At 68.4% G+C, this 18,459-nt stretch carries 18 protein-coding genes; 9 read left to right on the forward strand and 9 right to left on the reverse strand.

The features are described from left to right. Genes lpdA through ACPL7H_RS02230 form a run of 5 tightly spaced genes read left to right on the forward strand, consistent with a single transcriptional unit; the run spans nt 1 to nt 3,661 of the window. Nucleotides 1-1,398, forward strand: coding sequence for a dihydrolipoyl dehydrogenase (gene lpdA / locus ACPL7H_RS02210; protein ID WP_424795511.1), 1,398 nt, complete (start codon nt 1-3; stop codon nt 1,396-1,398). A gap of 44 nt (nt 1,399-1,442) precedes the next feature. Further along, a complete protein-coding gene (locus ACPL7H_RS02215; RefSeq protein WP_424795512.1) occupies nt 1,443-1,943 on the forward strand; it encodes a YqeB family protein in 501 nt (166 codons plus the stop codon). Between the two features lie 51 nt (nt 1,944-1,994). Next, on the forward strand, nt 1,995-2,459 hold the full coding sequence (locus ACPL7H_RS02220; protein WP_424795513.1) for a hypothetical protein: 465 nt from the start codon (nt 1,995-1,997) through the stop codon (nt 2,457-2,459). Nucleotides 2,460-2,513: 54 nt separating this feature from the next. After that, the gene (locus ACPL7H_RS02225; protein WP_424795514.1) at nt 2,514-2,993 is read left to right on the forward strand and encodes an RNA polymerase sigma factor; all 480 of its coding nucleotides are present in this window, start codon (nt 2,514-2,516) and stop codon (nt 2,991-2,993) included. Continuing rightward, the gene (locus ACPL7H_RS02230; protein WP_424795515.1) at nt 2,990-3,661 is read left to right on the forward strand and encodes a methylated-DNA--[protein]-cysteine S-methyltransferase; all 672 of its coding nucleotides are present in this window, start codon (nt 2,990-2,992) and stop codon (nt 3,659-3,661) included. Before ACPL7H_RS02225 ends, ACPL7H_RS02230 begins: the two co-directional genes overlap by 4 nt. A gap of 28 nt (nt 3,662-3,689) precedes the next feature. On the opposite strand, the gene ACPL7H_RS02235 is transcribed toward ACPL7H_RS02230, so the two are convergent. Beyond that, nucleotides 3,690-4,244, reverse strand: a complete 555-nt coding sequence (locus tag ACPL7H_RS02235) for an NADPH-dependent FMN reductase (RefSeq protein WP_424795516.1) — start codon at nt 4,242-4,244, stop codon at nt 3,690-3,692. An 86-nt stretch (nt 4,245-4,330) separates the two neighbouring features. Between ACPL7H_RS02235 and ACPL7H_RS02240 the strand changes: the two genes are divergently transcribed. From ACPL7H_RS02240 to ACPL7H_RS02250, 3 genes are all read left to right on the forward strand, one after another. After that, a complete protein-coding gene (locus ACPL7H_RS02240; RefSeq protein WP_424795517.1) occupies nt 4,331-4,903 on the forward strand; it encodes a GNAT family N-acetyltransferase in 573 nt (190 codons plus the stop codon). An 80-nt stretch (nt 4,904-4,983) separates the two neighbouring features. After that, entirely contained in the window at nt 4,984-5,883 is a 900-nt protein-coding gene (locus ACPL7H_RS02245) for a sulfurtransferase (protein ID WP_424795518.1), read from the forward strand. 51 nt (nt 5,884-5,934) lie between these two features. Beyond that, on the forward strand, nt 5,935-6,420 hold the full coding sequence (locus tag ACPL7H_RS02250; RefSeq protein WP_424788781.1) for a SufE family protein: 486 nt from the start codon (nt 5,935-5,937) through the stop codon (nt 6,418-6,420). A 7-nt stretch (nt 6,421-6,427) separates the two neighbouring features. Here the strand turns inward: ACPL7H_RS02250 and ACPL7H_RS02255 are convergent, their stop codons facing one another. After that, entirely contained in the window at nt 6,428-7,186 is a 759-nt protein-coding gene (locus ACPL7H_RS02255) for a hypothetical protein (RefSeq protein WP_424795519.1), read from the reverse strand. A gap of 97 nt (nt 7,187-7,283) precedes the next feature. On the opposite strand from ACPL7H_RS02255, the gene ACPL7H_RS02260 reads away from it, so the two are divergent. Continuing rightward, nucleotides 7,284-8,336 (forward strand): LacI family DNA-binding transcriptional regulator, encoded by a 1,053-nt coding sequence (locus ACPL7H_RS02260; RefSeq protein WP_424795520.1) that lies wholly within the window; start codon nt 7,284-7,286, stop codon nt 8,334-8,336. A gap of 65 nt (nt 8,337-8,401) precedes the next feature. On the opposite strand, the gene ACPL7H_RS02265 is transcribed toward ACPL7H_RS02260, so the two are convergent. The 7 genes from ACPL7H_RS02265 to ACPL7H_RS02295 all read right to left on the reverse strand — a co-directional run bounded on the left by ACPL7H_RS02265 (nt 8,402) and on the right by ACPL7H_RS02295 (nt 18,345). Beyond that, nucleotides 8,402-10,978, reverse strand: coding sequence for a glycosyl hydrolase 2 galactose-binding domain-containing protein (locus tag ACPL7H_RS02265; RefSeq protein WP_424795521.1), 2,577 nt, complete (start codon nt 10,976-10,978; stop codon nt 8,402-8,404). Nucleotides 10,979-11,092: 114 nt separating this feature from the next. Further along, a complete protein-coding gene (locus ACPL7H_RS02270) occupies nt 11,093-12,508 on the reverse strand; it encodes a GH1 family beta-glucosidase (protein ID WP_424795522.1) in 1,416 nt (471 codons plus the stop codon). Continuing rightward, nucleotides 12,505-13,479, reverse strand: coding sequence for an ABC transporter ATP-binding protein (locus ACPL7H_RS02275; RefSeq protein ID WP_424795523.1), 975 nt, complete (start codon nt 13,477-13,479; stop codon nt 12,505-12,507). The genes ACPL7H_RS02270 and ACPL7H_RS02275 overlap by 4 nt, the downstream gene beginning before the upstream one ends. An 8-nt stretch (nt 13,480-13,487) precedes the next feature. Continuing rightward, entirely contained in the window at nt 13,488-14,441 is a 954-nt protein-coding gene (locus ACPL7H_RS02280) for an ABC transporter ATP-binding protein (protein WP_424788787.1), read from the reverse strand. A 1-nt stretch (nt 14,442) separates the two neighbouring features. Beyond that, nucleotides 14,443-15,411: an ABC transporter permease gene (locus ACPL7H_RS02285; protein WP_424795524.1), complete on the reverse strand. Its 969-nt coding sequence runs from the start codon at nt 15,409-15,411 to the stop codon at nt 14,443-14,445. After that, complete coding sequence (locus ACPL7H_RS02290; RefSeq protein ID WP_424792228.1) at nt 15,408-16,403, reverse strand: ABC transporter permease; 996 nt, start codon at nt 16,401-16,403, stop codon at nt 15,408-15,410. Before ACPL7H_RS02290 ends, ACPL7H_RS02285 begins: the two co-directional genes overlap by 4 nt. A gap of 151 nt (nt 16,404-16,554) precedes the next feature. Then, nucleotides 16,555-18,345: an ABC transporter substrate-binding protein gene (locus tag ACPL7H_RS02295; protein ID WP_424795525.1), complete on the reverse strand. Its 1,791-nt coding sequence runs from the start codon at nt 18,343-18,345 to the stop codon at nt 16,555-16,557. Between the last annotated feature and the right edge of the window lie 114 nt (nt 18,346-18,459).

Genomic DNA, 18,459 nt, shown 5'->3' on the forward strand with positions numbered 1-18,459 from the left:
GTGAGTTCACACTATGACGTCGTTGTTCTGGGAGCCGGTCCCGGTGGGTACGTCGCGGCGATCCGCGCGGCGCAACTGGGCAAGAAGGTTGCCGTGGTCGAGAAGCAGTACTGGGGCGGTGTGTGCCTGAACGTGGGCTGCATCCCCTCCAAGGCACTGTTGCGCAATGCCGAACTCTCCCACGTGCTGACCAAGGAGAAGAAGAAGTTCGGCATCGAAGGCGACGCCACGATGTCCTACGAACCCACGCACAAGCGCTCCCGGCAGGTCTCCGACGGGATCGTCAAGGGCGTGCACTTCCTGATGAAGAAGAACAAGATCACCGAGGTGGACGGCTGGGGCACCCTGACGTCGGCGACCTCGATGACCGTGGAGGGTGAGGACGGCAAGACCGACCTGACCTTCGACAACCTCATCATCGCCACCGGCGCGACCAGCAAGCTGGTCCCCGGCATCGAGCTCAGCGAGAACGTGGTCACCTACGAGGAGCAGATCCTCGACGCCGAGTTGCCCGAGTCGATCGTGATCGCCGGTTCCGGCGCGATCGGCGTGGAGTTCGCCTACATCATGACCAACTTCGGGGTGGACGTGACCATCGTGGAGTTCCTGGACCGGATGGTGCCCACCGAGGACGCCGAGGTCTCCAAGGAACTGCTCAAGCACTACAAGCGACTCGGCGTGAAGGTGATGCTGTCCACCAAGGTGGAGTCGGTCACCGACACCGGCGACGGCGTGCAGGTCACCGTCTCCCCCGCCGACGGCGGAGACGCCCAGGTACTGGAGGCCGACCGATTGCTCTCGGCGACCGGGTTCGCCCCCCGCCTGGAGGGTTACGGCCTGGAGAACATCGACGTGGCCACCGAGCGTGGCGCGATCGTGGTGGACTCCCGCGGCCGCACGAACGTGGAGAACGTCTACGCCGTGGGCGACGTGACCGGCAAGCTGATGCTGGCCCACACCGCCTCGGCGATGGGAATCGTGGCCGCGGAGACGATCGCGGATGCCGAGACGATGGAGGTCGACTTCGACTTCATCCCCCGGGCCACCTACTCCCAGCCCCAGATCGCCTCCTTCGGTTACTCCGAGGAGCAGGCCAAGGAGAAGGGGTACGAGGTCAAGACCTCCAAGTTCCCGTTCTCCGCCAACGGCAAGGCCGCCGGCCTGGGTGACACCTCCGGGTTCATCAAGGTGGTCGCCGATGCCAAGTACAACGAGATCATCGGCGCGCACATGATCGGACCGGACGTGACCGAGTTGCTCCCGGCCCTGACCCTGGCGCAGCGGTGGGACCTGACTGCCGACGAGGTGGCGCGCAACGTGTTCGCCCACCCGACCCTGAGTGAGGCGATCCACGAGGTGATGCACGGCATCTCCGAGGGGAACATGATCCACCTGTAGGTATCCGCTGCGAGCCCGTCCGCGCGTACCACTAGCATGCGGGGGTGAGTTCCGAGGATTCCTCCGTGCCCGACGGCGCGACCCGGGTGGGCGGGCTGGGGCCGGCTGACCGCTGGCTCACCGTGCTGCTCCTCGGTGCCCTCGGGTTAAGCGTGGGCCTGCTGGTTCCGTTGCTGGCGAACTGGGCAGCCGAGGTGCCGTGGATGCCGTTCCAGGGTCCGCTGCAGTTGATCGGCTCCTTCGACCACGACTGGCTCACCTGGGGCCGGCCCGCTATCGGAGCCATGCTGGGCCTTCTGGTGGCGCTGTTCGTGCTCCGGGTGTCACCGGTGCTCACCCTCACCGATGAGCGCATCGAGATCCGCTCCGGTGACGAGGTGACCGTGATCGAGCGGGAGAAGGTGGACGGCGTGCGCCGCAAGGGGAGCAACATCGTGATCCTCAGCGCCACCGGCCGTGAACTCTTCCACGGCGAGGTCGAGGGCTCCAAGGACGCACTGCGCGAGGCGTTCCTGCGCCACGACTACCCCTGGGAATCGGCCTGACCCGCACCCGCTGGCCCGCCTGTCCTTGAGGTCGGGTGAGATCATGGGGGCATGGCCACCGCCGTTCCCCGGCTGCAGGACGAGCAGCGACGCCGCGTTCGAGCTTTCACGCTCTCGACGATCGGCGTGGTGATCCTGTTCGTGGTCGCGATCATCACCTACGCCCTGGTGGTCGGCTTCGCCGTGCCCGGCACGGGCACGATCGTCTCGGTGGCGCCCACACAGGAGAACGGTCGGGACCTGATGGTGCGCGCCGAGGTGACCGAATGCGACGAACTGACCGGGATCGAGGTACGTGAGTCCCGCAACACCGTGACCCTGACCGCCCGCACCACCACCCCGAACGCCACCCGGTGGGGCGGGCTGAACTGCCCCGATGTGATCACCGCCATGTTCTACACCGTGCGCCTGGACGCGCCCCTGGGTGAGCGCGTCGTGGCCGACTCATCCAGGCCCGATGCCGAGGTGCCCGTCCTCGCCGACCTCGCCGACCTCCTCGAGCCTCGGCATGGCTGAGGCACCGCACGACCGGCAACCTCACATCCACGCCTCCGGGTGCGTCTACCGGGTATGACGACTGTTCCGTTCGAGCAGGTGGTGACTCGCCACGGGGCCACCGTGCTGCGCGTGTGCACCGCGCTGCTCGGCCCCGATCACGCCCAGGACGCCTGGTCCGAGACGTTCCTGGCCGCGTTGGGTGCCTACCCCGACCTGGACGAGGGGGCCAACCTCGAGGCGTGGCTGGTCACGATCGCTCGCCGCAAGGCGATCGACCACATCCGGCGCACGTCCCGCCAGGCCCGTCCCACCGCCGTCATCCCCGAACGCCCCGGTGCCCACTACCGGCCCGGCGGGTGGGAGCGCGACCTGTGGGAGGCGCTGGGGGACCTCCCGGACAAGCAGCGCCACGCCGTCGTCTATCACCACATCGCCGGGCTGCCCCATGCCGAGGTCGCCGCGATCCTCGGCGGCAGCCCGGCCGCGGCGCGACGCGCCTGCGCCGACGGAGTCGCCGCGCTGCGCAGGCACTACCTCGAGGAGGCACGATGACCACCCACCACATCAACAGTGGTGCCCGGCCCGCCGGTCCCGACAGCCCTCCGGAGCGCACCGGCGTTCGCGCTCTGGATGAGGCGATCCGCGGAACCGTGGAACCGGCCACACTGGCACGGCTGCTCGACGACCTGGCCGAGCGCGCCGATCACGACGGATCGCTGGACGTGGGCTACGACGTGGTGGACACCCCGATCGGGGGCCTGCTGCTGGCTGCCACACCACGGGGTCTGGTGCGCGTGGCGTTCGAGACCGAGGGGTACGACGCGGTGCTGACGAACCTGGCCGAACGGATCAGCCCCCGGATCCTGCGCGCACCCGGGCGGCTGGCACCGGTGCGGGCACAGGTCGCCGAGTACTTCGAGGGCCGGCGGCGGCAGTTCAGCGTCGAGGTGGACCTGTCCCTGACCAAGGGATTCCGCCGGGAGGTGCTCGATGAACTGCGGGCGGTGGAGTTCGGGGAGCGCGTCACCTACACCACCCTGGCTGCGCGGTCCGGACGGGCACGGGCGGTGCGTGCAACCGCGAGCGCCTGCGCGACCAACCCGTTGCCGGTGGTGGTGCCCTGCCACCGGGTGGTGCGCTCCGACGGCTCCCTGGGTGGCTACCGCGGTGGATTGCCGGCGAAGGAGAGGCTGCTGGCGCTGGAGTCGGTGGCGGCCTGAGCGGAAGGAGGTGCTCAGCCGACTCAGGTCAGGAGATCGAGCGCTGCTCGTCCAGGAACTGCGCGAACGCGTCGACGAACTCGCTGATCACGTGCCGCACATCATCGTCATGGATGGTGCCGTCCTCGTCGATCGTTCCCTCGGTGTACTGGAAGTACATCTCCGGGGCTTGCAGTTGCGGGGAGTCGGAGTAGGTGAGCATCGAGCGCAGGTCCTGCTGTGCCACCGCGGTGCCGACGGCGCCCGGGGAGGCACCACAGACGGCGGTGGGCTTGCCGGTCAGGGAGTTCTCCCCGAAGGGACGGGACGCCCACTCGATCGCGTTGGTCAGCGCCGCGGGCACCGACCGGTTGTACTCCGGGGTGATGAACAGCACCGCGTCGGCGCCCTCGATCTGATCCTTCAGCCGCTTCGCGGGGCCGGGCAGGTCGTCATCGAGGTCGCGGTTGTACACGGGCAGGTCACCGATCTCGATCTCGGTCAATCTCATCCGATCACCGGCGAGGTGCCCGATGGCGGCGGCCAGCCTCCGGTTGATCGATTCCTCGGACAGGCTTCCCACGATGAATCCAACGTCATACATGGTCGCCATTGTGTGCACGGGTGCCGCCGGAGCGCATCTTCCGGCGCTCGGGCACCGGGCCCGTGACGGTGGCGTACCGTTCGGGTGTGGCCACCAGTTCAGCCCCGCGCCCGGACGCGCTGATCCGCCCGCTCGTGCCGGCCGAGGCCGGCGATCGCGGTCTCGTGCAGGCCGTCACCACCCTGACCAACCAGGTCTACACCGAGGCCGAGGCAGGGTTCTGGCGGGAGGGTGCCACCCGCACCGACGCGGGGCAGGTCACCGCCGCGATAGCCGCCGGCTCGCTCGTCGTGGCCCAGCCGGTCGACGGCGGGCGCATCGTCGCCGCCGTGCACTCCAGCAGCCAGGGTGAGGTCGCCTCATTCGGCATGCTCGCGGTGGCACCGACGGCCCGCGGCGTGGGGCTGGGCCGCCGGCTCGTGCAGACGGTGGAGGACCTGGCGCGGGAGTCGGGCGCCACCTCGATGCAGATCGAGGTGCTCACCCCCACCGACCGGCCGCACGCCGGCAAGGCCGAACTGGGCCGCTGGTACGAGCGCCTGGGCTATGCCCGTTCCGGCGAGGTCGAGGTGACCGCCCGCTATCCCGGGCTGGGCGAACTGCTCGCGATGCCCTGCCGGCTGCTCCTGTACCGCAAGGCGCTGTCGTCCAGCACGTGAGCACCGCCGCCCCCACGTTCCCGGGGCAGCGGCGTGGATGAGAGGATCGGTGCAGACCCCGTCCATTCCAGGAGGCACCCATGACTCTGCCCTTTGACGACAACCCCAAGTTCGCCGCCTACGCCCGCCCCGAGAAGCTGGTGTCGACCCAGTGGCTCGCCGACAATCTGGGCCGGCCCGGCCTGGCGGTGGTGGAGAGCGACGAGGACGTGCTCCTCTACGACACCGGTCACATTCCCGGCGCGGTCAAGATCGACTGGCACACCGACCTGAACGACCCGGTGACCCGTGACTACGTGGACGGGCGGGGCTTCGCCGACCTGCTCGGCCGCAACGGGATCAGCCGCGAGGACACCGTGGTGATCTACGGCGACAAGAACAACTGGTGGGCGGCCTACGCCCTGTGGGTGTTCACCCTGTTCGGTCATCAGGACGTGCGCCTGCTCGACGGCGGACGGGCCGCATGGGTGGCGCAGGAGCGGGAGTTCACCACCGAGGTGCCCAGTCCCGAACCCGTGGACTACCCGGTGATCGAGCGCGACGACTCGGCGATCCGGGCCTACAAGGACGACGTGCTGGACTTCCTCGGTGGGCAACTGGTCGATGTGCGCTCGCTGCCGGAGTACACCGGGGAGAAGACCCACATGCCCGACTACCCGCAGGAGGGCAGCCTGCGCGGTGGGCACATCCCGGGGGCGGAGTCGGTCCCGTGGGCACGCGCGGCCAATGAGGACGGCACCTTCCGCACCCGCTCCGAACTCGAGGAGATCTACCGGGGCGAGAAGGGCCTGAACCCACAGCAGCCGGTGATCGCCTACTGCCGCATCGGGGAGCGTTCGGCGCACACCTGGTTCGTGCTGCAGTACCTGCTCGGGTTCCCCGACGTGCGCAACTACGACGGGTCCTGGACCGAGTGGGGCAATGCCGTGCGGGTGCCGATCGCGGTCGGGTCCGAACCGGGGCAGGTCCCCGGGCGCTGAGCCGGCCCGCGAGCGCACCAGCCCGCGAGCGCCCCGGGGCGCACAGGTGAGATGATCGGACGTGGCCACCTTTCCCGTCTGATCGAAGGAACGCCCGTGTCATTGCCTCCCGCCATGGCCCAGATCGTGGACGACTTCAACGCGCTCACCGTCCCGGACCGGCTGCAACTGCTGCTGGAGTTCTCCGGCGGTTTGCCGCCGCTGCCCGAGCGCTACAGCGACCATCCGGAACTGCTCGAACCGGTTCCGGAGTGTCAGTCGCCGCTGTTCCTGGTCGCCGAGGTGGACGGAACCGGGGACGACGGCGTGGTCCGGTTGTTCTTCTCCGCGCCTCCCGAAGCACCCACCACGCGCGGCTTCGCCGGGATCTTGCAGGAAGGTCTGGACGGGCTGACTGTGGCCGAGGTCCTGGACGTGCCGGCCGACGTCTCGGACCAGTTGGGCCTGGGAGAGGCGGTCAGTCCGCTGCGCCTGCGCGGCATGGCCGGTATGTTGTGGCGGATCAAGCGGCAGGTGCAGGCCAAGGCCGCGCTCTGACCCCACCTCAGGCTTGCTGGGCGTCCCGGGCGGGCCCGGAGGGCGCATCGAGCGCACCGGCGATGCGCTGGCGGACCGCGTCGTCGGTGGCATCGGGGATCGCGATCAGACCCAGCAGCTCGTGCTGGGTGCGCCGGTAGGCCTGCTGCCGTTCGGCACTGGTGGCCGCGGAGTCCTCGGCCAGGGCCAGGAACTGCTTCGCCCGTTCCAGGGTGCGCCGTTCCTCGGGGGAGAAGTCGGTGGACCGGCGCCGTTTGGCCTCCCGCTCTGCGATCTCGAAACTGATGGCGTACTCCCGCACGGCCTCCCGGTAGTCGGCCAGGGCTTGCTCCTCGCCCAATCGGGCCGGATCCTCGGGCCGCAGGCCGTCGGCGGTGCGTTTGGCCCGGTGGAACTCCACGGTCACCGGTTCGCGCATGTCACTCATCACCGGGAAGTCGATCAGCTTGGCCAGGTCGAGCTCGTAGGACAGCCAGCGCTGGTCGATCTCCTGATGCTCGGCGATCAGCCGCTGGGCCTCGCTGCGCCGGGCGGCGGTTTGCTCCGCCCTGGCCGCGCGGTCCGGGCCACGTCCGCGGCCCTGTGCCCCGTCGGCGACGGGCGGCCGGTTCCCGTACTTGATCCTGGCGAGCTCCAGCTTGTGCTTGCGCCGGCGTTCATCCCAACGGCGCACGGCCCGGGCCCAGCCCCCCGCCACCCCGGTGAGGATCCCGCCGAGCGGGAAGACCAGCCACCAGTACGAGCCGATGAACTCCCAGACATTCACTCCCCCAGCGTAACGAGCGGGCCCCAGCCTGCGCCATGACTACTGTCATCCAGCCGATTCCGAGCATCCTCGCGCCCGGCCGTGGGACAGTAACCGAGTGAGCAACGGCAACCGCCTGACGATCGCCGATCTGGCCCGCCGTCTGGGCCTGTCGCCGGCAGCGGTCTCCTACGCCTTGAACAACCGGCCGGGAGTGAGCCAGGAGACGCGTGACCGGGTGCAGGCCCTGGCCCGGGACCTCGGGTGGTACCCGAGCTCATCGGCGCGAGCGCTGTCCAAGGCGCGCACCGGTTCGATCGGGATGGTGCTCTCCCGTGACCCGGAGATGATCGGCACCGAGCCCTACTACATGCAGATCATCGCCGGGGTCGAGCATGTGCTGATCGAGGCGGACATGTCCCTGACACTGCGGATGGTCAGCCCGCAGTCCGGTGCGGACCTGGCCATCTACTCGCGTTGGGCGGCCGAACGCCGGGTGGACGGGGTGATCCTCTTCGATGAGCACGTGGACGATCCCAGGTTGCCGCTGCTGACCCGCCTCGGCCTGCCGGCGGTGCTGCAGGGTGGTCCGGCGACCAGTTCGACAATCCGCAGCATCGAGACCGATGACCGGGCGGTCGCGGAACTCATCGTGGACGCGTTCGCCGCTCTGGGACACCGATACCTGACCTACCTCACCGGACCGTTGCGCATGATGCACGAGCGGCACCGTCTGGCCCAGGTTGGTGCGCAGGCGGAGCGGCGGGGGATGAGCATCAAGGTGATCGAGGGTGACTACACGATGGCCGGGGCGCATTCCCTGATCTCGGAACAGTTGCGCACCGGGCCGGTGCCGAGCGCGATCACCTGCTCCAACGATCTGATGTCCGTCGGCACGCTCCAGGCGGCCGAGGAGGCGCGGGTCAGCGTGCCCGGGGACCTGTCCCTGATCAGTTGGGACGACTCGCTGCTGTGCTCGGTCTCGCGTCCGGCGATTACCGCGGTGGACCGGCACCCGGTGGAGTACGGGATCCGCACGGCGCAGGCCCTGCTGCACCTGATTCGCGGTGGTACCGACACCACCGAGGAACTCACACCCAGCCAGATGGTGTTGCGCGGGACCACCGGGCCGGCACCGGGTTGGGTGCCGGCACACAACCTGGGCGGTTAGCGCCGGGACGGTCCTGCTGCGCCCCGCCCCGACGCCCTCTCCGGCTTCCCTGCCGGCCCGGCCGATCAGCGAGCCGGGGCCAGTTCCTCGATGTCGTTTGCCGCGCGCAGCACCGGGCGGGTCATCAGTGCCTCGGCGTGCTCGGGGCCGGCGCCGAGGATGCGGATTCGGGTGGCCTCTCCGGGTAGCAGCGTGATGAGCGCGCGGGAGGCCACCGCCGACGCCGGCAGCGGGTCGCCGTCGGCATCGAGCAGCCGGTCGGGAAAGACGGTCAGGTCCCGCACCAGCGTTTCGGCGGTCACCACCAGGTCGACCCCGTCCTCCGCCTGGTGCACCTGGGTGTCCCAGCCGGCGCGCGGGTAGGCCAGTTCGGTGTCACGGGCCCAGAACCACGTGGTGCGCTCCGCACCCGGGGCCTCGATCACCAGCAGTTCGGCGCGCTCGTCCCCGGGTGTGGCGACCTGGGCCGGCAGGGCCACCTGCGCCGTACCGGCGACGGGAACCTCGAGGGAAACCTCGGTGCTGGCGTGTTCGGTGCCGTCGAAGGCCACCCGGCGCACCGTCGCAGTGACGCTCCAGGCCTGCCCGGAATCGTTCACAGCAGCCAGGACCAGAGCCCCATCGCGTGGCTGCACGCTCAGGCGTTGCGGCGCGAAGGCCGAACGGAGGGCGTACCACAGCGGCTTGAGCCGCTCCTCCGAGTCCACCGCGGCCCAGGAGATCACCGGCCAGCAGTCGTTGAGCTGCCACACCAACGCCCCGGTGCACCGCGGCAACGAACGTAGGTGGTCCACGCCCAGGATCAGCGCGCGGGCCTGGTGCAGCTGGGCGATCCACAACCAGTCGTCGTCGGTAGCCACGGCAGGGAAGTGCTCACCGATGCGGCTGTTCAGCTTGTGCACCCCGTTCTCCGCGCGCAGGTGGTGGCGCACCACCGGGTTGTCCAGTGTCAGCTCCCCCTCGGGGACGGCTGCGCGCAGGGTGGCGTGGGTGGGCGGTCCGCAGAACCCGAACTCCGCGGCGAAGGGCGGTGTGCGGTCCCGGTAGGCCACCATGTCCAACTCGTTCCACACGTCCCACAGGTGCGAGGGGCCGCGTTCGTCGGCGTTCGGGGAGGTGGTCAGGTCCCCCGAGTTCGGACTGCCGGGGATGTAGGGCCGGGAGGGGTCCAGTTCGGCCACCAGCGACGGCAGCAGTTCGCCGTAGTAGTGCGCGCCCCAGGGCCGCCCGTCCAGGATCTCCTTCCAGCCCCACTCGTCGTACCCCATCAGGCACTCGTTGTTGGCGTTCCACAGGATCAGCGAGGGGTGGTGGGACAGGTCGGTGATGGCCTGGCGGGCCTCGGCCTCGATCTCCTCGCGGAACCACGGGGTCTCGGGGTAGGCGGCGCAACTGAACAGGAAGTCCTGCCACACCATCAGACCGCGCTCGTCGCACGCGTCGTAGAACTCCGCCGGCTCGAAGATCCCCCCACCCCACACCCGCAGTGTGTTCGCGTTGGCTGCGAGCGCCTGGTCCAGCCGCCGGCGGTACCGCTCGGCGCCGATGGCCGACGGGAAGGGCAGGTCCGGGATCCAGTTGAAGCCGCGCGCGTTGACGGGCCGGCCGTTGATCACGGTCTGGAAACCCACGCCGTGGGCGTCCGGCTCCTGCACCAGTTCCACGGTGCGGAAGCCCACCCGGCGTTCGACCCGGTCCAGGACCTGACCGTCGGCCGTGCACACCTCGATGGTGACCGGGTAGCGGGTCGCCTCCCCCATCCCCACCGGCCACCAGGGACGCACCTGGGGCACCCGCACCTCGGTCTCCACGCGGTCCCCCCGGACCTCCGCGGTGGTGCGATGTGCACCCGGGTGGTCACCGCCGTCGTGCCCCCCGGCCCCGTCCCCCGGAAGGTCCCCGCCCCCGCTGTGCGGGTGGGCATCGACCCGGACCCGCACCTGCAGATCTTCCTCGGCTCCGGTGCTCCGCACGGTGGCGGCCACCCGGAGCACCCCGTCGTCGCCGTCGAGGGTGGCCAGCGGCACCGGATCGTCCAGTGCGGCCACCGACCAGGTGTCCAGCAGCACCGGTCGCCAGATCCCGGCGGTGATGAACACCGGGCCCCAGTCCCAGCCGAAGTTGCAGGCCATCTTGCGCACGTACGGGTAGTGGGTGGCCTCCACCGCCGGCATGATCCCGACGTCCTCGCGGACCCGGTCCACCTCGGCCATGATCGGGTGGAAGACCACCTCCAGGCGGTGTTCGGCGTGGATGAGCAGCCCGGTCACATCGAACCGGAACCGGCGGTGCATGTTCTTGGTCTCCCCCAGGCGCACCCCGTCCAGGAACACCTCGGCGTGGGTGTCCAGGCCCTCGAACACCAGCTCGGTGCGCTCACCCGGCTCGGCCGGGGCCGCGACGGTGGTCGCGTAGGACCAGGTCGAGGCCCCGATCCAGTGCTGCTCGTCCTCTCGGGTGCCCACGTTCGGGTCCGCCAGGTGGCCGGCGGCGATGAGGTCGGTGTGCACGGTCCCCGGCACGACGGCATCGATCGCCTGGTGCTGCAGGTCCGCCGGGGCGCCCGGGGCGCCGTGGAGCAGGTGCAACTGCCAGCCGCAGTGCAACGGGGTACGACGGCGGGCGGGGTCTGGATGGGTCACGGGTATTCCTCCGATGTGCTCCGGCGACCGCACCGACGTGCAGGCCGGGACGCGCCGGCGGCGTCCACGTCGGTCCGTGCGGGGGATGGTGGGCAGTGGGTGGTGGCTCGGTGATCAGGTGTCGGCGTGGTGGGCGCGGTGGGCGGTGGTCAGATCGCGGTACCAGTGGCCGCTGTCCTTGATGGTGCGGGCCTGGGTGGCGTAGTCCACGTGCACGATGCCGAACCGTTTGTCGTAGCCGAAGGCCCACTCGTAGTTGTCCAGCAGCGACCAGGCGAAGTAACCGCGCACGTCCACCCCCGCTTCGACCGCCTCGGCCACCGCCTCGATGTGCGAGGACAGGTAGTCGCGCCGGTCGTGATCGTGCACGGCACCGTCGATGAGTTCGTCATCGAAGGCGGCCCCGTTCTCGGTGATCATGATCGGGGGCACCGGCCACTCCCGCTTCAGCCGGATCAGGAGGTCCCGCAGACCGTGGGGCTCGATACTCCAGCCCATCGCGGTACGCGGGTGCGGTGGCGGCAACTGCTCCACGTGCTCCTGGCCCGCCTGTTCCGGCTCGGTGGCCGGCACCGGTTCGGTGCCGATCACGTGGTGTTGGCTGTAGTAGTTCACCCCGAGGACGTCCAGTGGCTGTGCGATCACCTCCAGGTCGCCGTGGTGCACCGCGTCCGCGGCACCGAAGCGCTCCTGCAGGGCCGCCACCTCCTCGGGGTAGGTCCCGAGCAGGGTGGCATCGAGCCAGAGCCGGTTCTGCAGCACATCGGCGGTGTCCGCCGCGCGCCGGTCCGCCTCGGGATCCCCGGAGTCACCGGTGACCACCCCGTACAGGTTCGGCACGATCCCGTACCGGTGGGCCTGGTCCTGGGCACGCATGGTCTGCACCGCCCGGCCGTGGGCCAGCAGCAGATGGTGCGCGGCACGCAGGGCGGCCCGCGGGTCGGTCAGGCCGGGCGCGTGTACGCCGTAGCCGTAGCCGAGGAAGGCGGCGCACCACGGTTCGTTGATGGTCATCCAGGTGTCCACCAGGTCACCCAACTCGCCATGGGCCACCTCGGCGTAGCGGGTGAAGGCGGCCACGGTGTCCCGGTTCGCCCAGCCGCCGCGGTCCTGCAGCGGTTGTGGAAGGTCCCAGTGGTACAGGGTGGCCACCGGTTCGATACCGGCCTCCCGGACGGTCTGCAGCAGCCGGCGGTAGAAGTCCAGCCCGCGTTGTTCCACCGCGCCGGTGCCCTCGGGGATGATGCGGGGCCAGGCGATGGAGAAGCGGTAGGAGGTCAATCCCAGGTCCGCCATGATCGCTACGTCCTCGGCGAACCGGTGATAGTGGTCCACCGCCACGTCACCGTTCTGCTGGCCGAGCACCTTCCCGGGCACCTGGGCGAAGGTGTCCCAGATGCTGACGCCGCGGCCGTCCTCGCGGGCGGCGCCCTCGATCTGGTAGGACGCGGTGGCGGCGCCGAAGGCGAAGTCCCTGGGGAATCGTGCGGCCAGCGCCGTGGTGGTCGGCTCGGACTGGGTGGTGGTCATCGGTCGGCTCCGGTCATTGAACGTCTCGCTTCGGTCATCGGGCACACCTCGTCGGCGTCGAGGCTGAAGCAGCCCACCTGGTGACCGGGGGCCACCTCGACGGTGCCGTAGCGGGGTGCGGAGGCGGCGTCGTCGTGCTCGTGGAACAGGCAGCGGCCGGCCAGGACCGCGGAGCGCTCGGCCTCCTCGGCCTCCACCTCGTCCCAGCGCCGGTTCAGTTGCGGCACCGAGGCGAGCAGGTTGCGGGTGTAGGGGTGCAAGGGTTCGCTGAAGACCGCGCTCGTCACGCCCTGCTCCACGATCCGGCCGCGGTGCAGGATCACCACCCGGTCGCTGACGTAGTTGCCCAGGGATAGGTCGTGGGTGATGAACAGGATGCTCAGTCCGCGTTGCTTCAGGTCTCCGAGCAGATTCAGCACGTCGATCCGGGTGGAGGCGTCCAGCATCGAGATGATCTCATCGGCTACCAGGAACTCGATGTCCAGCAACAGCGCGCGGGCGATCAGCAGCCGCTGCAACTGGCCGCCGGAGAGTTGATGAGGGTACTTGCCGCGCACGGTCCCGGGTTCGAGGCCGACGGCGTTGATCGCGTCGTCGACCTTGCCCTGCCACTCCTTGTTGGACATGGAGGCGAAGTTGGTTCGCCGCAGGGCATCGAAGGTGCGATCGATGGGGAAGATCGGGTTGTAGGAACTGAAGGGGTCCTGGAACACCCCCTGTGCGCGGCGGTAGTAGCCGCGGAGGTCGCGGCGGTTCAGGCCCAGCACGTCGGTTCCGGCGAAGGTGATCTGACCGGAGGTGGTCGAGGTCAGGCGTAGCGCCATCTTGCCCAGGGTGGACTTGCCGGACCCGGACTCCCCGATCAGCGAGACCACTTCACCCTGACCGACGTCGAAACTGACGTTCTTCACCGCGTGCAGACTGCCGGTGCCGAAGGTGCCGACGCTGTAGACCTTGTTCACATCGCGCATGCTCAACATCAGTGCGTCACCGCCCAGCAGGCCACCTGGTGGCCCGGTTCGATCTCCACGAAGGGAGGGGTCTCCACGCATCGGTCGTGCGCGAGTGGGCACCTGTCCCGGAACCGGCAACCGGCCGGTGGGTCCAGCAGCGCCGGCGGGCGTCCGGGAATGCCCTCGAGCTGGGTGCCGTCGTACCGCTCGCCCACCTCCGGCAGCGCCCCGATGAGCAACTTGGTGTAGGGGTGCTTGGGGTTGTGGATGATCGTCTCGGCCGAGGCCTTCTCCGCCAGTTGCCCGGCGTACATCACCATGATGGTGTCGGCGATCTGGTAGAGCACCGAGATGTCGTGGGTGATGACGATCATCGAGCGCACGAAGCCGCGGTCGCGGAACTCCACCAGTGCCCGGGCCACCGCCTTCTGGCTGGACACATCCAGCGCGGAGGTCACCTCGTCACCGATCAGCAGGGACGGGTCCAGCAGGGTGGACAGCACCAGCACCATGCGCTGCTTCATCCCGCCGGACAGTTCGATCGGGTAGCGCGCCAGCACCTCGGTGTCCAGCCCCACCAGTTCGAGCCGGCGGTGCAGTTCGGGTAGGAGCTGCTCGTAGGAGATCCCGCGGGAGCGGACCAGTTCCCGGATCATCCGGCCGATCTTGCGGGTGGGATTCATCGCGCTCATCGCGTACTGCGGGATGAGCGAGATCTCGTGGAACCGGTAGGGGCGCATCGCCTTGTCGTCGCCGACCGGCAGCTTCTCCCCGTCCAGTTGCACGCTGCCGCCGATGTGGCGCATCCGGGTGTCGAACCGGATCAGGGATTTGCCGAGGGTGGACTTGCCGCAGCCGGATTCCCCGGCGATCCCCATGATCTCGCCGTCGGCGATGGAGAACGTGACTCCGTCGAGGGCTTTGACGTCCCCGGACAGGGTGCGGTAGTAGACCCTCAGGTCTTCGACGTCCAGACTCATCTCAGGTCTCCCTCAACTTGGGGTTGAAGACCTCATCCAGGCCCACATTCATGATGTACAGCGATCCGACGATCGCGGTGATACCGATCCCCGGCGGCACGAACCACCACCACATGCCCAGGTGCAGCGCACTCCACTGCACGGCCTGGTTCATCATCAGGCCCAGTGACATCGCATTCGTGGGGCCCAGCCCGATGAAGTCCAGCGACGCGGCGGTCAGGATCGATCCGCCGAACAGCAGCACGAAGGTCATGAACAGGTAGGAGTACATGTTCGGGGCGATCTCGCGGCGGATGATCGCACCGGTGGACAGGCCGGAGAGCTTGGCCAGGTCCACGAACTCCCGGGCGCGTAGCGAGAACGTCTGGGCGCGTACCGCCCGGGCCACCCAAGGCCAGGAGAACAATCCGATGTACAGCGCCTGCAGCGGCACGCTGCGCACGCCCAGGTAGGCGTTGATGACGATGAGCACCACGAAGCCGGGGATCACCAGCACCACGTTGGTGAGCATGTTGAGGATTTCGTCGATCCAGCCCCCGCGGTAACCGGCTACGAACCCGATCGTCATCCCCACCACTGCGGCCAGGCTGGCCGCCAGGACACCCACCATGTAGGTGGACCGCAGACCGGCCACGAACTGGGTGAACACGTCCTGGCCGAACATCGTGGTGCCGAACCAGTGTTCGGCCGAGGGGGGTTCGATGGCTGCGCCGACGTAGTCCATCGGGCCGTGATCGAAGGTGAGCGGGGCGATCATGCCCAGGCCGAAGAGCCCGAGCACGACGACGAGGGCGCCGACCACCTTGGGGTTGCGCAGAGCGAAGTACAGCGTCTCGTTGCGCTTGCCCTTGCGCGCTCGCCCCGTCCCGGGGGTGGCCGCAGCGGTGTCGGTTGCCTCGAGGGCATCGCCGGGAAGTTCCTTGGTGGGTTCCCGTGCGGCGCCGGCAACGGGTGGAGGTGTGGTGCTCATGCGTTCGCCTCCTGCATTCCGGTTCGGGTTCGTGGGTCGACCACGACGTAGGCCAGGTCGATGATGAAGTTCGCGACGAGCACGCCGACCACCACGAACAACAGGGCACCTTGAAGCAGGAAGAAGTCCTGGTTCTGGATCGCCTGCAGGATCAGGTAGCCCAACCCGGGATAGGCGAAGACCACTTCGGTGACCAGCGCGCCACCCAGGACCGTGCCCAGTTGCAACGCCAACCCGGTGATCTGCGGCAGCAGGGCGTTGCGGTAGGCGTAGCGGCGCACCAGGCGGTGCGGGGCGCCGAGGGCTTCGAGGTAGTTGGCGTAGTCCGCTTCGAGTTCGTAGATGATGACGTTGCGCATCCCGATCGCCCAGCCGCCCAGGGCGACGAGGAACAGGGACAGGAATGGCAGGAACCAGTGCGTGAGCAGGTTCAGCACGAATCCGACCGACCAGGTCGGCCGGAGGGAGAAGTCATAACCGCCGGCCACCGGGAACCAGTCCAGATTGATGCCCAGCACCCACACCAGCAGGATCGCGACCCACATGTACGGGGTGGCGCTGAGCAGGTAGCCCAGCGGCAGGATGGTGTTGTCCAGGATCTTGCGGCGTGCGGTCAGCGCACCCACCTTGTTGCCGATCAGCCAACTGAGCAGGATCGCCGGGATCATCAAGCTCAACGTGTATGGGACTGCCTGCCACAGCACGTCGCTGACCTGGGCGGGAAAGAGCCAGACGCTGACGCCCAGGTTTCCCTGCAGTAGTTCGGCCCAGTAGTTGATGTACTGGCGCCAGGCGGGCAGGTCGAGCCCGAAGATCCCCTCGTAGTACGCCCGCATCGGCCCGATGGCCTCCGGGTGGGCCACCGAGGCCCGCGCGATCATGCGATCCACCGGGTTACCGGGCATCAGTCGTGGAATGGCCCAGTTGACGCTGACCGCCACGACGAACGTGGCGAGGTAGATCGCGAGCTTCCGTACGAGATAGCGTCCCACGTTCCCTCGTCTCAGGTGGATTGGACTGGCGACGTTCCGGCGGCAGCGCCGGTAGATGCGCCGGCACCAACTGGTGCCGGCGCCGCCTACGCTTCAGCGCGCCACAGCCATGGCGGTGCCCCACCGCTCGTGGTGGGGCACCGCCGACGGATCAGCCTGCCGGCTCGATCTCAGCCAGGGTGTGCAGTCCGCCCTGGTGGAAGCCGCCGCCCCAGGTGTTGGGGAAGTAGTCCGGACCGGACTCGGAGTTGGGCCAGTTGGTCCACACCTCCGTGTTGTACTGCGCCCACATCCCGTTGTACCAGAGCGGGATCATCGGCAACTCGGTCATGGTGATCTCCTGCAGATCGGCCATGATGTCCATGTAGGCGGGGTCATCCTGCGCGGTACGGGCCAGTTCCTGTACCAGATCCCAGGCCTCGTCGTTCTCGTACCGGCCGAAGTTACCGGGGAACATCTGCTCCTGGATGGGCTGGTGGAACACGTAGTTGAACCAGGTCCAGGGGGTGTTGGACACACCCGAGAAGTTGTTCAGCAGGAGGTCGAACTCACCCGTGGCACGGGCATCGTCCAGCGCTCCGGCGTCCGGGAAGTCCGCGACGACGTTGATGCCGGCTTCCTGGGCACCTTCAGCAATGACCCGGGCCGCCTCCATCCAGTCGGTCCACCCGGCCGGCACGATCAGGGACAGCTCGATCGGCTCACCATCAGGTGTTTCGACGTACCCGTCACCGTCACTGTCCTCATAGCCGGCGTCGGACAAGATGCTCCGGGCGGTGTCGGGGTCGTAACTGAAACCGTGCTCGGAGGTGACGTCCTCGGCGTAGAACTCCTCGTATGCCGGCAACATCCCGGAGGGGTGTGCGGCTTCGACGATGTTGCCGTAGGCACCGGTGACGATCTGGTCCACGTTGATAGCGTGCGCCAGCGCCTGCCGGAACGCGGCGTCGTCCATCGGCTCACGCAGGGTGTTCGGGAACAGGGCTGCCGTGTTCTCCGAGAGCATGTAGGGCGCTTCGGGGAAGTAGGTTTCCACCTGGCCGCTGTCGGCCAGGGTGTTGATCCCGGGCAGGAAGTTGTTGCTCAGGTCCAGGTTGCCCTGCAGCAGCAGACCGAGGGCGACCTCGTTGGAGGGGTTGACGATGTCGACGATGTACTGGGCCGGCATCTCCATCCCCAGCGCGTCGATGCCCCACCAGTCGTCGTTGCGTTCCCACACCATGCGGTCCGGGCCGTGGGTGGAGTACAGGTAGGCACCAGAACCCACCGGGTCCTCGTTCTGGCTGGAGATGTAGTCGTCCTCGCTCCAGTCCCCGAAGATGTGCTCGGGCACGATGTTGTTGGTGTAGAGGAAGTTGTCCCACTCCTCATACCGGGGGTCGGAGAAGGTATACCGCACCGTGGTGTCGTCCACGGCCTCGGCCTCATCGAGCCAGTTCCACAGGTTCGACCAGGGAACCTGGGGGTACTCGCCGAGCTCGATGGTGAAGACCACGTCGTCAGCGGTGAGCGCCTCGCCGTCGGACCAGGTCAGGCCCTCGCGCAGGTTGATCTCGAAGACGTCGTCGGAGACCCACTCCCCACTTTCGGCCAACCATGGCTCGAGTTCCAGGGAATTGGGGTGGAACATGAACAGCGGCTCGTACAGCAAGCCGCGCACTCCGGTGGCCTCACCGGACTGGGTAATCGGGTTCCAGCTGGACGGCGGCCCCCATTGCTGCCCACTGGTGAACACGGTCTCATCCCGCGGGTATTCGCTGACCAGTTCCTCAACCTCGGCCAGGCCTTCGGTTTCCTCGTCGGTGTCCTCATCGACCTCGGCGCCCGCGCCGCCATCCCCTTCGGGGGTCGGATCGACGTCGTCGGCCTCCCCCGCGCAGGCTGCCAGCACCAAGGCCGAGGCAGCAACCAGGGCAATTGCCCCGTGTCCACGTCTTCTCATCGTTCTGGATCCTCACTTCCTCGTAAGTCACGGCCACATCGCTACCGCCGACGGGGGTGACCCGTCACAACCTATGCTTAACCGCTTAAGTTCATAAGTCAAGGGACGGGGCAT

Source organism: Pseudactinotalea sp. Z1732 (genome assembly GCF_049724975.1).
Lineage (GTDB): Bacteria > Actinomycetota > Actinomycetes > Actinomycetales > Beutenbergiaceae > CALKWS01.